This window comes from Pseudomonas sp. 22085 (genome assembly GCF_052045815.1).
Classification (GTDB): Bacteria; Pseudomonadota; Gammaproteobacteria; order Pseudomonadales; family Pseudomonadaceae; genus Aquipseudomonas; species Aquipseudomonas glycinae.
Genome location: NZ_JBQEQA010000021.1, coordinates 1 through 12,510, shown reverse-complemented (window position 1 = coordinate 12,510; position 12,510 = coordinate 1). Strand labels below are relative to the sequence as shown.

Annotated in this window: 12 protein-coding genes and 2 pseudogenes; 8 read left to right on the top strand and 6 right to left on the bottom strand. The window is 61.9% G+C overall.

Features of this window, described 5'->3' with window-relative positions; all coding sequences use genetic code 11:
* Nucleotides 1-219 precede the first annotated feature (219 nt).
* Complete coding sequence (locus ACTJK7_RS23020) at nt 220-1,119, bottom strand: LysR family transcriptional regulator (protein WP_102687439.1); 900 nt, start codon at nt 1,117-1,119, stop codon at nt 220-222.
* Between the two features lie 298 nt (nt 1,120-1,417).
* On the opposite strand from ACTJK7_RS23020, the gene moaB reads away from it, so the two are divergent.
* Both moaB and ACTJK7_RS23010 read left to right on the top strand, forming a co-directional pair.
* Nucleotides 1,418-1,957 (top strand): molybdenum cofactor biosynthesis protein B, encoded by a 540-nt coding sequence (moaB, locus tag ACTJK7_RS23015; RefSeq protein WP_064382314.1) that lies wholly within the window; start codon nt 1,418-1,420, stop codon nt 1,955-1,957.
* The gene (locus tag ACTJK7_RS23010) at nt 1,954-3,159 is read left to right on the top strand and encodes a molybdopterin molybdotransferase MoeA (RefSeq protein WP_440780661.1); all 1,206 of its coding nucleotides are present in this window, start codon (nt 1,954-1,956) and stop codon (nt 3,157-3,159) included. Before moaB ends, ACTJK7_RS23010 begins: the two co-directional genes overlap by 4 nt.
* Nucleotides 3,160-3,216: 57 nt before the next feature.
* Here the strand turns inward: ACTJK7_RS23010 and ACTJK7_RS23005 are convergent, their stop codons facing one another.
* From ACTJK7_RS23005 to ACTJK7_RS22995, 3 genes and pseudogenes are all read right to left on the bottom strand, one after another.
* Nucleotides 3,217-3,705 (bottom strand): GFA family protein, encoded by a 489-nt coding sequence (locus tag ACTJK7_RS23005; RefSeq protein ID WP_085748303.1) that lies wholly within the window; start codon nt 3,703-3,705, stop codon nt 3,217-3,219.
* 86 nt (nt 3,706-3,791) lie between these two features.
* A pseudogene (locus ACTJK7_RS23000) lies at nt 3,792-4,409 on the bottom strand (DNA-3-methyladenine glycosylase family protein).
* 57 nt (nt 4,410-4,466) lie between these two features.
* Complete coding sequence (locus tag ACTJK7_RS22995; protein ID WP_085655797.1) at nt 4,467-5,549, bottom strand: bifunctional transcriptional activator/DNA repair enzyme AdaA; 1,083 nt, start codon at nt 5,547-5,549, stop codon at nt 4,467-4,469.
* A gap of 109 nt (nt 5,550-5,658) precedes the next feature.
* On the opposite strand from ACTJK7_RS22995, the gene ACTJK7_RS22990 reads away from it, so the two are divergent.
* Complete coding sequence (locus ACTJK7_RS22990; RefSeq protein WP_323151906.1) at nt 5,659-6,072, top strand: VOC family protein; 414 nt, start codon at nt 5,659-5,661, stop codon at nt 6,070-6,072.
* Here ACTJK7_RS22990 and ACTJK7_RS22985 read toward each other — a convergent pair.
* The gene (locus ACTJK7_RS22985; RefSeq protein ID WP_236197488.1) at nt 6,069-6,689 is read right to left on the bottom strand and encodes a LysE family translocator; all 621 of its coding nucleotides are present in this window, start codon (nt 6,687-6,689) and stop codon (nt 6,069-6,071) included. The genes ACTJK7_RS22990 and ACTJK7_RS22985 overlap by 4 nt on opposite strands.
* Nucleotides 6,690-6,963: 274 nt before the next feature.
* On the opposite strand from ACTJK7_RS22985, the gene ACTJK7_RS22980 reads away from it, so the two are divergent.
* Nucleotides 6,964-7,569, top strand: a complete 606-nt coding sequence (locus ACTJK7_RS22980; protein WP_108561168.1) for a biliverdin-producing heme oxygenase — start codon at nt 6,964-6,966, stop codon at nt 7,567-7,569.
* Nucleotides 7,566-9,803: an ATP-binding protein gene (locus tag ACTJK7_RS22975; RefSeq protein WP_064382307.1), complete on the top strand. Its 2,238-nt coding sequence runs from the start codon at nt 7,566-7,568 to the stop codon at nt 9,801-9,803. The genes ACTJK7_RS22980 and ACTJK7_RS22975 overlap by 4 nt, the downstream gene beginning before the upstream one ends.
* Before the next feature lie 9 nt (nt 9,804-9,812).
* On the opposite strand, the gene ACTJK7_RS22970 is transcribed toward ACTJK7_RS22975, so the two are convergent.
* Nucleotides 9,813-10,568 (bottom strand): type 1 glutamine amidotransferase domain-containing protein, encoded by a 756-nt coding sequence (locus ACTJK7_RS22970; protein ID WP_323151905.1) that lies wholly within the window; start codon nt 10,566-10,568, stop codon nt 9,813-9,815.
* Nucleotides 10,569-10,710: 142 nt separating this feature from the next.
* Here ACTJK7_RS22970 and ACTJK7_RS22965 point away from each other — a divergent pair, with 142 nt between their 5' ends.
* The 3 genes and pseudogenes from ACTJK7_RS22965 to ACTJK7_RS22955 form a co-directional block, all read left to right on the top strand.
* Nucleotides 10,711-11,298, top strand: coding sequence for a LysE family translocator (locus ACTJK7_RS22965; protein WP_064382305.1), 588 nt, complete (start codon nt 10,711-10,713; stop codon nt 11,296-11,298).
* A 356-nt stretch (nt 11,299-11,654) separates the two neighbouring features.
* A pseudogene (locus ACTJK7_RS22960) lies at nt 11,655-11,977 on the top strand (DUF6124 family protein).
* Nucleotides 11,978-12,191: 214 nt separating this feature from the next.
* Nucleotides 12,192-12,510: hypothetical protein (locus ACTJK7_RS22955; RefSeq protein ID WP_440819233.1), on the top strand; the 319-nt coding region annotated here is incomplete at its 3' end.

Sequence of the window (12,510 nt, the reverse complement as noted above, 5' to 3'; positions counted from 1 at the left end):
GGCTACGGGGCAGGGAAAAGTGCGTCCAATCGCTTGTTCCGATGCAGTGATTGGATTGGTCGATCACCGCTTTCAGGCCGAGAATAGGTGTTGACTGATAAGGCCTCATCGCTGGCAAGCCAGCTCCCACAAGGTTTCGTGTCAAACACAGAATTTGTGGCTAACTCAATCACTGTGGGAGCTGGCTTGCCAGCGATGGCGGCCTGACATTCAACACATTTATTCGGCAGGCGCCTCGATCCCGAACATCTTGCGCGCCTCGGCAAAACACTTCTCGGCAATCGCCGAGCGCGGTTCGGTCTTGCGCATCACCAGCCCCAGCGGCGCGAGTACGCTGGCATCCGGCAGATTAATGAAAGCCAGGTGCTCGATCGGCTCTTCCAGACCGCTGTCCAGCGGCATGATCGAGCAACAGAAGCCCTGGTGAATCGCCTGCAGCAGTTGGTAGGTCGAGTCGCTTTCCAGGATCGGCTGCGGATTCAACCCGCGACTGCGGAAACTCAGGTCGATGGATTTTCGGTAGTGCATGCCGGTGGTGATCATCCCCAGCGGCAGTTCGGCGGCGTCTTCCCAGCTCATTTCCGGGCCTTCGAAGTGGAAGTGGCGGGTGTCGTAGAGCAGGCCGACGCGGGTTTCGCCAATCTCGAAGAACTCGAAATAGTTCGGGTTGACGTGGTCCAGATAACACACGCCCAAGTCCAGCTGATTGTTACCCAGACCTTCGATGATCTCGTCCGAACTCAGCGACGACAGGCTGTATTTCAGCTCGGGAAATATCCCTGACAAACCCTGAATGTAATTCACCGGATTGAAGTTGCTCAGCGGCACCAGCCCCAGGCGCAGGCTACCCACCAGTTGTCCGCGGCATGCCGCCGCTTCGGCAAACAACCCGTCATGGGCAGCCAGCAACGTGCGGGCCCAGGCCAGGACGCGCTCGCCGGCCTGGGTGAACCCTTCGAAGCGCTGGCCGCGATTGACCAGCACCAGATCCAGCTCGTCTTCCAGATTGCGCAGGCGCATCGACAGGGTCGGCTGGGTGATGTGACAGCGCGCGGCGGCCTGGCCGAAGTGGCGGGTTTCGTCCAGCGCGATCAGAAACTTGAGTTGTTTGATGTCCACGACGGCACCTGCTCGATTGAGAATTTTGATTGAGTATTGACGCAGATGCGTACGGCGCACGGAAAGCGCAGGGAGCGACGATCCCACTGAGGGCTTTTTTCGTCCAATCGGCAGTGTTTACGAGCCTATCGAGGGTTTCGATGACCCCCGGTTTTATTGGCCCGGACAGCGGTCGAGGGGTTGAAAAAAATCACCGATAGAGCAGGTCGATAGTGTGGTTGGCCAGAGTGATTAGACAGTCGTCACAAGCGGCACTTAGGCTCGTCATCCATTGAATTGACGACGGCCGGAGAGTGCCATGAGTGTGAAATCGGATGCCTTGTTCGTTCCCCTGAATATTGCCGTGCTGACGGTCAGCGATACCCGCGATTACGCCAGTGACACCTCCGGCCAGTTGCTGGTCAGCCGTCTGCTGGAGGCCGGCCACACCCTGAGCGAGCGCAACCTGCTCAAGGACGACCTGTACAAGATCCGCGCCCAGGTCGCGCAGTGGATCGCCGACGACAACATTCAAGTGGTGCTGATCACCGGCGGCACCGGTTTCACCGGCCGCGACAGCACCCCGGAAGCCGTGGCCTGCCTGCTGGACAAGCAGATCGACGGTTTTGGCGAACTGTTCCGCGCCATCTCGATTCTCGACATCGGCACCTCGACCGTACAAAGCCGTGCGCTGGCGGGCTTGTCCAACGGCACGCTGGTGTGCTGCCTGCCGGGCTCCACCGGCGCTTGCCGCACCGCATGGGAAGGCATCCTCGCCGAACAACTGGATAACCGTCATCGCCCGTGCAACTTCGTCCCGCACCTCAAATCGGTGCAAGCCTGCGGGCCGCGCGGATGAGCAAGCCGGGGTTGATGCCGGTCGAGGACGCCCTCGACCAACTGTTGGCGATGGCCGATGAACAACGTCTACCGGACAGCGAATCGGTGCCGCTCAATGAAGCGCGCGGGCGCGTGCTGGCCAGCGATCTGGTCGCCACACTCGATCTGCCGCCGTGGCCGAACAGCGCCATGGACGGTTATGCCTTGAACCTCCCCGACCTGCATCGCCAACCCTTGAGGGTGTCGCAGCGGGTCTACGCCGGGCTGGCGCCGGACGCCTTGCTGCCCGGCACCTGCGCACGGATTTTCACGGGTGCGCCGTTGCCGCCCGGCGCCAATTGCGTGGAGATGCAGGAAAACGTCGAGGTGCTCGAAGACGGCCGCATACGTTTCCTGCAACCGCTTAAGGCCGGCCAGAACATCCGCGCCCAGGGCCAGGAGAACCGCGCTGGCGACACCTTGCTGCGCGCCGGCAAACGCCTCGGCCCGTTCGAACTGGCCGTCGCCGCCGGGCAGGGCATGACCCATTTGCCGGTGGTGCGTCGTCCGCGGGTGGCGTTGCTGTCGACCGGTGATGAGCTGGTGGAACCTGGCCAGCCGCTGCGTCCCGGCAGCATCTACAACAGCAACCGCACCTTGCTCGACCACTGGTTGCGCGAACTGGGTTGCGAAGTGATCGACGCCGGGATTCTGCCCGATCGCCCGGCGCAGACCCGGCTCAAACTCGAGCAACTGCAAGTGGCGGCCGATCTGATTCTGACCACCGGCGGCGTGTCTGCCGGCGATGCCGACTGCCTCGGCCAGGTGCTGCGCGACAACGGCAAACCGCTGCTGTGGAAACTCGCGATCAAGCCCGGTAAACCGCTGACGGTCGGGCATTTCGGCTCGGTGCCGGTGATCGGCCTGCCGGGCAATCCGACCTCGGCGCTGGTGACCTTCGGCCTGCTGGCGCGCCCGTATCTGCTGCGCATTCAAGGCGTGGAAGAGGTGATGCCGCTGAGCTTCACGGTCAACGCCGGCTTCGATTGGCCGAAACCCGGCAGCCGTCGCGAATACCTGCGGGTACGCCTGGAGGGCGGGCAGGCGGCGCTGTATCCGAACCAGAGTTCCGGGGTTTTGCTCGGCGCGACCTGGGCCGACGGGTTGGTGCAAATTCCCGAGAACAGCACCTTGCAGATGGGGGATCCGCTGCGTTTCATTCCGTTCAGCGAGCTGTTCTGAGCGCGATTAAAAGGTGCAAACCGCTTGCCGGGAAACTGTCAAAGACTGTGAAGACGGCTATCGGGTCAATCCCAGCCGTTCATGCCATTGGGCGATGGATTCTTCGGGGTAGACCTCGAATTGTTGATCCTTCTTGCTCGCCTGCACTTCGACCCACGGTGCCTTCGAACCGAGCATCAAATGAGTGTGTTCCGGCGGCACCGGCAATGGCGTGTCGATGGCCGAGGCGAACGGGTGGATCAGCTCCGGCCATTCCGGGCTGAACAGCCACAGTCCGCTGCCGCACAACGAGCAGAAGTGCCGTTCGGCGCTGCTGCGGTGGGCGCGGGCATCGCCTTCGTCTTTCATTTTCGCGTGGTAGATCGTGATGTGTTTGCGCCCGCGCACCTTGAGGCTGGCCGCGTCGCCGCCGAGGTTGATCGCATAGCCGCCACCGCCTTGGGTCTTGCGGCAGATCGAGCAGTAGCAGCGCTGATAAGGGTAGGGGTGGGCGCTGTCGAGGGTGAATGAAACCGCGCCGCAGTGGCAGGAGCCTTCGAGGTGCATGAGGGGGTCTCCGGTGTTTTTGTCGGTGCGGTTCAGCCTAGAAGAGATGGGGTGAGTGTGCTGCTCGCGATGAGCGATAACGCGTTCTACGGCTTGGCTACCCGCCACAAATACCACGCCGCCACGGTGCGAAACGGACTCCACGCCAACCCGATCTCGATCATCTGCTTGCGCGTCGGCTGCACCTCCAGCCCCTTCAACCGCCGATACCCTTCGCGCACTCCAAAATCGTCGGCCGGCAGAATATCCGGCCGCTCCAGGCTCTAGATCAGCAACATCTCCACCGTCCAGCGCCCAACCCCGCGCAGGCTGACCAACCGCTCGATCAGCGCCTCATCCTCCATCGCCAGCGCGGTCGGGTAATCCGGCACCACACCGTCCAGGGTCGCCTGGGCAATCCCCTGAATCGTCGCAATCTTGCCCGCCGAAAACCCGCAACTGCGCAATCGGTCGAAGTCCGTCGCCAGAACCTGCTCCGGACGCGGAAACGACTGCCCGGGAAACAACCCCACCAGCCGCCCGACAATCGCATCGCCAGCCCTGGCGTGCAGTTGCTGATAGGCAATCGCCCGCACCAGCGATTCATACGGATCGCGCGCCGGATGCGGCTGATGCAGGCAGGGGCCGACCGCAGCGATGTGGCGCTGCCAGTCGGCGTCGAGGCTGGCCAGAAAATCACTGGCCGGTTGGTAGGGATCGGGTATCTGCAACTTCGGTGATCCGTTGATTTGAAAGCCGGGAGGGGCGTGGGTGTCGATTTGTCAGAAAGCCAGTTGTTGCGTGAGCTGCACGGCGGCGTTCTCCAGCCGGAGCAGAAACGCCTTGCGCGGTTGCCCACCACCGTAGCCGGTCAGCGAGCCGTCCGCACCGATCACCCGATGGCATGGCACCACGATCGACAGCCGATTGTGCCCGTTGGCCAGCCCCACTGCTCGGCTGGCGCCGGGTTTGCCCAGGCGTGCGGCGATGGTGCCGTAGGTGCTGGTTTGGCCGTAAGGGATTTGCCGAAGTTCGGCCCAGACCTGTCGGGCAAATTCGCTGCCGGGCAGGTGCAGTGGCACACTGAATTCGCTCAGCTTGCCGGCGAAGTACAGCGCCAGCTCGTTGTCGATCTGCTGCAAATGCGCGTTCTGCCCCGGTGCGACCACGTAGCCGTAGCGGTTCTGCAGTTCCTCGACTTCGCGGGTCAGCGCCGGGCGATCGAGAAACTCCAGCAAGACCAGCCCGCGCCGCTCGGCCATGGCAATCATAGGACCCAGTGGTGTGGTCAGGCGGGTGAACAGCAGCGGTTCACTGGCCGCTGCGCGCCCCGGCGTGATGTGGAACGACTTCTGAAACGCATCGCGAAAACCACTGAGGGATTCATAACCGGAGTCGAACGCGGCATGGTCGATGGACGTGCCTTGCTTGATCCCGCCCAGCGCCACGCCGAGTCGGCGGGTGCGCAGCCACGCATGGAAGGTCATGCCGAAATGCTGCTTGAACCAGCGCCGTAGCTTCAGCGGTTCAATGCCTTCGGCGAGCAATTGCGCATCGCTCCAGCGCAGCTCCGGGTCGGCGTCTACCGCTTTTAGCAGCTGCTGCACCCAATCCGGGGCGATGGCCGCAGCGTCCAGCGGTTTACAGCGCAAGCAGGCGCGGTAACCCGCGGACAGGCAATCGTCAGCATGGGCGAAGAACTCGACGTTTTCCGGTTTCGGCTTGCGCGCCGTGCAGGTCGGGCGGCAAAAGATCCCGGTGGTTTTCACGGCCGTGAAAAACACGCCTTCATAGGCAGTGTCGCTTGCGAGCATGGCGCGAACCATTTCGGCGTGAGGGGGCAGGGCAGCGGTCTGTATGTTCATGGGCCGAGGATAAAACCAGTTATTCGATGGCTCCACCGAAAAATCGACAGTGAATTTTCGGGCCGCTGCACTACAGTGATCGGGTCGCTACAACTCGGGAAATGAAGGTATGCCACCGTTCACGATTCACCACATCGATCACATCGTGCTGCGCGTCGCCGATCTGCAACGCAGCGTTGATTTCTATGACCGGGTCTTCGGCGCCGAAGTGGTCAAGCGCAACGAAAAGTTCGGTCTGGTGCACCTGCGCGCCGGTACGTCGATGATCGATCTGGTCGACCTTGACGGCGAAATCGGCCGCAAGGGTGGCGCCGCTGCCGGCAGCGAACGGCGCAATGTCGATCACTTCTGTCTGCGCATCGAGCCGTTCGATGAAGAGGCGTTGATGAGCCACCTGCATGCCTGCGGATTGACCGTTGAAAAAGCCGTCACCCGCTTCGGCGCCGAGGGCAACGGCCTGTCGTTGTACTGCTTCGATCCGGACGGCAATCAGGTCGAACTCAAAGGCCCGTCCGAAGTTTAGGCCCGCTTGGCCATCAGCAACACCGAAGCCGCTGCCGACAGCAGCCCCGCGCAGCAACGGTTGAAAATCCGTTTGCCGCGCGGCTCGGCGAACCAGCGGCGCATGTGCAGCCCCATGTAGGCGTAGGCGCTGATGGCGATCCATTCCAGCAACAGGAACAGCGCGCCCAGCAACATGAATTGTGGGGTGATGGCGTGGGTCGGGTCGACGAACTGCGGCAGGAAGGCGGTGAAGATCAGGATTGCCTTGGGATTCCCCGCAGCCACTAAAAACTCCTGACGCGCCAGGGCCAGAAGCCCGTTCGCCGGCGCCGCAATGGCGTCTTCGGCGGCAGGATTGGCTCGCCACAGCTGCCACGCCAGATACAACAGATACCCCGCGCCAACAATCTTGATCCCATAGAACAACAGCTCGGACGTTTGCAGCACCACCGCCAGCCCCGCCGCCGCGAGGGCGATCATCCCGGCAAACGCCAGCAATCGCCCGATCCCGGCCACGCAGGCGCGCCGATAGCCGTAACGGGTGGCGTTGCTGACCGACAGCAGATTGTTCGGCCCCGGTGCCATGTTCAGGGCGAAACAGGCGGGCAGAAACAGGGAGAGGGTGGCGATATCCATGGCTCGGGCTCCGGTGACGGGAGCGTTATTTTTATCACGCGGGTGTGCGGGCCTGAACCGTACAGTCAGGCGCCAGAGTCGCGGTACAGCGACTATCGGCAGTGAATTCCTTCGAACTTTCTGCCGTCCGGTCAGCTCTTAACCCTTCACAGGTTGATGAATTCATCAGAGAATCCCATCTGCCGGGTCAGAAACTACCATTGCCGTGTAAGCTTTCGCGCCATGCTTCTCCATTCCCCCATGGCCCCAGGCGGCCCACTGTACGAGCGACTACATGCAAGCAAAGGCCCGCGAGGTTCATGTACCACCGGTGTTGCAAGATCTGCGCGCCGGCACGGCCGAACTGCACATTGCACTGGAAAAACGCCTTCCTTTCTTCTCCGATACCCTTGATCTGCACGCTTTCGAGCGATTGATGCGCGCCTATTACGGCTTCTATCAGCCACTGGAAGGCGCATTGCAGGACAGCGGCGAGATCCCCGCCGATTTCGATCTGGTTTCACGCCTCAAGGCGCCGACCCTGCAACGCGATCTGCAAGCACTGGGCGCAAATGGTGGCGATTTTCCGATCTGCCGCCGGTTGCCCGCCATCGATTCCGCCGCCGCCTGCCTGGGCGTGTTGTACGTGCTGGAAGGCGCAACCCTCGGCGGACAGATCCTGCGCCGGGAAATCGCCACACGCCTGAGCCTTGGCGCGGACAACGGTGCAGCGTTTCTGGACATCTACGGCGCTGCCACCGGCCGGCGCTGGCGCGATTTCATCGAATACCTGGGCAGTCGCCCGATGGACGCCGACGAGCGTAAAGCGGTCGTGGCGGCGGCCCACACTACATTCAGTTGTTTCGAGCAGTGGCTCGAAAGTCAGGAGGTTCTGGTATGAACCCGCAAGACAAAGAAGCCTTTGAAGAGTTGCTGGCCAACTGTGCCGACGAGCCGATCCGCTTTCCCGGTGCGATCCAGCCGCACGGTTTGCTGCTGACCCTGAGCGAGCCGGACCTTTCGATCATTCAGATCAGCGCCAACGTCGAGACCTTGCTCGCGCGCCCGGCGCAAGAGCTGATCGGCCAGCCTCTGCAAAGCCTGATCGGCGATGCCCATGCCGCGCAGGTTCGCGAAGCCTTGCAGCAATCGGCCTTGTCCGATGCGCCGCCGCTGCACTTTCGCCTCAACGGCACCGCGTTCGAAGGCTTGGTGCACCGGCATCAGGATGTGCTGATTCTGGAGCTGGAAATCCACGTCGAAAACTTCCAGCCGCGTAACGTCGCCGGTACCGAAACCCACCTGGGACGGATGCTCGCGCGGCTGCAAAAGGCCCAGAGCCTGCAGGCGCTGTACGACATCAGCGTCAAGGAAATCCAGGCCATGACCGGTTACGACCGGGTGCTGATTTATCGCTTCGAAGAGGAGGGCCACGGTCAGGTCATCGCCGAAGCGTCCGATCCGTCGATGGAAGTCTTCAACGGTCTGTTTTTCCCGGCCTCCGACATCCCCGAGCAAGCCCGCGAGCTGTACCGCACCAACTGGCTGCGGATCATTCCGAACGCGGACTACCAACCGGTGCCGCTGGTGCCCAAGTTGCGCCCGGACACCCAGACCCCGCTGGACCTGAGCTTCGCCACGTTGCGCAGCGTGTCGCCGATCCACTGCCAGTACATGAAAAACATGGGCGTGCTGTCCTCGATGAGCATTTCCCTGCTCAAGGGCGACAAGCTCTGGGGCCTGATCAGTTGCGGCAATCGCCAGCCGCTGCATGTACCGCATGAATTGCGCACCGCGTGCCAAACCATCGGCCAGGTGCTGTCGTTGCAGATCAGCGCGATGGAAGCGCTGGATGTCAGCCGTCAACGGGAAGAAAAGGTCGAGGCGCTGGCGCTGCTCAATCAGGCGATGATCGACTCGCCACAGAACGTCTTCGATGGCCTGGCCAACCAGCCACAAGTCCTGATGGCGCTGGCCAATGCCGGCGGCATCGCGATCATCGAAGACAAGCAATTGCACCGTTACGGCAACTGCCCGGAGCCTGAAGAAATTCGGGCCCTGCACAAATGGTTGCAGGAGCGTGGTGAGCCGGTGTTTGCCAGTCATCACCTGGCCAGCGTCTACCCGCCGGCCGCGCACTATCAGCAGGTCGCCAGCGGCGTGCTCGCCATGAGCCTGCCCAAACCGGTGGACAACGGCGTGCTGTGGTTCCGCCCCGAAGTCAAAGAGAACATCAACTGGAGCGGCGACCCGCGCAAGCCGCTGGACCTGGAAAACTCCGACGCCGGCTTGCGCCTGCGGCCGCGCACCTCGTTCGAAATCTGGAAGGTCGAAATGGCCGGGATTTCCACCAAGTGGAGCCACGGCGATCTGTTCGCCGCCAACGACTTGCGTCGCTCGGCCCTGGAAAACGATCTGGCCCGCCAAGTACGCCGCGAGCAAGAAGCGGTGCGCGCCCGTGATGAACTGGTGGCGGTGGTTTCCCACGATCTGCGCAACCCGATGACCGTGATCTCGATGCTGTGCGGCATGATGCAGAAGGCGTTCAGCTCGGACGGGCCGCACACTTCGCGGCGCATCTCGACTGCGATCGACACCATGCAACAAGCCGCCGGGCGCATGAACACGCTGCTGGAAGACTTGCTCGACACCTCGAAAATCGATGCCGGGCGCTACACCATCGCGCCGCAGAAACTCGATGTCGCGCAGATGTTCGAAGAGGCGCAATCGCTGCTCGCACCGCTGGCGCTGGACAAGGACATCAGCATCTCGTTCGAGGCTGATCCCGACCTGAGCATTCATGCCGACCCCGAGCGGTTGTTTCAGGTGCTGTCGAATCTGGTCGGCAACGCAATCAAGTTCACTCCGCGCCTGGGCACGGTCGACGTGTATGCCAAATCGGTCGGTGACGACATCGTTTTCACGGTGCGCGACAGCGGCGAAGGCATTCCCAAGGATCACTTGCCGCACGTATTCGACCGTTACTGGACGGTGAAGGAAGGCAATCCGACCGGCACCGGGCTGGGTCTGTACATCACGCAGGGCATCGTCGAGGCCCATGGCGGGCAGATCGTTGCCGAGAGTGAGCCGGGGCAGGGCAGCGAGTTCCGCTTCACCGTGCCGCGTCTGGACTGAAAAAACCGATCAGCGTTGGGGGGCCTGCAACATGGCCACCCACTCGGCGGCGAATCGATGGCAGTCGCCGGGCCAGCGCGCCGTCAGCAGTTGGCCGTCGCGCACCACAAATCCTGATTGCAGTTTCTGCGCACAATCGCGTTTGGCGATCAGCGGCCCGCGTATGAAGTCGGATTTGCTGGCCAGCGCGGTTTTAACTTCCGCTTCGACGGTCTGCTTGTAGGTGCGGTAGTAGCGCCCCAGCCACGCAGCTGTCATCAGCCACGCCGGCAACTCCATGGTGGCCGCGAGCAACGCCGTGACCTTGCGCCCGAACAACACCGAACGCCCGGTGTCGGGGTCGAGCGTCCTCGCCAGCAACAGCACGCCATGACAGACCGCCGCCACGGGTTTTTCGGCTTTGAAAAATTGCAGGGCAATCTGCTGGGCCTGCGTGGATTCCAACAGCGTGCGCATTCCTTTGGCATGCCCGCCGGGGATCAGCAGACCATCGAATCGATTCGTGTCGACATCGGCATACGCCAGCGGCTGCCTGAACGCTTCGGACTTGATCATCTGCGTGTAACTGTCCAGATCGGCCTTGCGTGTCATCAGCATCGAATTCAACAGGCCGAAACCGATGTTCACCAACCGTGGATCGGCGTGGGCGGGCAAACCTTGCGGGGTGGCAAAACGAACTTCGATGCCCGCGTTACGCATCGCCTGCCAGGGCACGCTGCTTTCGGTCGGGTCGTAATCGGCGCTGGGCAGCAGAATCAGAATCATCAAGGGCAGACTTCCTGGTCAAAAGTGATCGCATAGCCAGAGCGTAGTGGGTCTGCGCGAGCGGGGGTAATTTCCTTCAATACCGCCTGTCGTGCGCCGGCTACCGTGAGCGCCTTGTTCCTCGATCTGAAGCAGGTGTGCGATGAGTCTGATTGTGTCGATGGCGGCGTTTGCCCTGGCCGCGTCCATTACCCCGGGGCCGGTGAATATCGTGGCGTTGAGTTCGGGGGCGCAGTTCGGTTTTCGCGCGAGCCAGCGGCATGTGGCCGGGGCGACGCTGGGGTTTGTGTTGCTGCTGGTGTTGATGGGGCTGGGGCTGCATGAAGTGCTGGAACTGTGGCCGTCACTGACCCGTGTGGTGCAACTGGCCGGGGTGGCGTTTCTGCTGTTCATGGCCTGGAAGCTGGCAATGGATGACGGGCAGTTGAGTGCGGGAGAAGCGGGAAGGGCACCTTCGATGCTCTACGGCGCGGTGATGCAGTGGCTCAACCCCAAGGCCTGGCTGGCCTGTGTGGCGGGGATGGGCGCGTTTGTCGCTGACGGCGAAGCGCGGCTGGTGTGGCAGTTTGCTGCGGTGTATCTGGTGATCTGTTACCTGTCGGTGGGGTGCTGGGTGTATGCCGGGACGTTCTTGCGCGGTTATCTCGGCAACCCGGCGGGGATGCGCTTGTTCAACCGGGTGATGGCGTTGCTGTTGGCGGTGAGTGCGGGGTATCTGTTGCTGCCGTGAGCGGGGCGGGGCTTGGGTTTAAAGGTGTTTAAGGATGCGTCCGACAAGCCACGCGAACTTGCGCCATTGCCTACGCATCCGCCAGAATCCGCCGGCTTGTGGGCCTTGGTGTCGGGTTCTATCGTGGGTCGGTCGCTGACGAATCAGCGATCGGGTTTCGCAGCCCGGATCAATCAAGGCGCCCAGAGCGTCGTTTCCGTTCAGCTTTTTGGCTGATCGCGTCATGACGGTTGTGCGCGGGATACCTTCGGGTATGCCGGGTTCCTTGATTCCCGGTCTGCGAACCCGCGTACAGCTGTCACCTCCCTTCGTTTCGCAGCGAACCGTGGCAGCTCCATCAATCAGGGAGTTTTACCATGATCAAACCAACGCCAAACCCGCCTGAAACCGACCCGACCTCGCCCTCGACCACTACCTCAATCCGCTGCTCCCCAGAAAACCGCTGCTCAAACCCAATACCCGCTACCTCATCGCCCCCGGCATCGACAGCGAAGAATTGCTGGCCGACGCCTGTGAAACCCTGACCTCGGCCAAAATCATGGCTACCGACTTCGCCGGGCTGGTGGATGGCTCGCATCGGCATGTGCTGCTGGGGATCGCGCAACTGATCATGCTGGGGGAACTGGCGGTGAATCGGGTGTTGGATAGTCTGGAGTTGAAGGCTGAGGCGCCTCTGTAACCTGATCAAAGAAAACCTGCCGTCCCGTTTGATCGGGACGGCGGGTTTTTATCATTTCACTTGCAGCTTTATGGCGGCATGACTGAAAGCGAGTTCCCAGGCGAGCCCGTCCGTCGAAAATCCTCTCCCCCCTGTCAGATCTGACAGTAGCCAAAGCATCCGTCTGGTCGCTCAATCACTCCATCGCCCACACCCTTCGGCAGGAGTTCTCGCCATGCTCGTCCAACCAAAAAAAGCCATCGGCACGCTCGCACTGCTCGACCCTGACCTTCCCGGCGCCAAGCAGCTGCCGAACGGAGAATGGGCCATCAACCGCGCCGCCGCACTGCTCAACTTCCCTACTCTGGGCATGAAAGTGCAGATCCCGGTCTGGTCAAACAAAAGTCTGGCCGACAAGGTTGAGCTGTTGCTCAACAACCTCGTGGTCGATCAGCAAACCGTTACCCAGGATGCCGAACTGACCCAGCGCGCTACCTTGTTCGTCGCACCGGGCCGTTTTCAGAGCGGTACGTGGGATCTGGCCTATCGGGTGA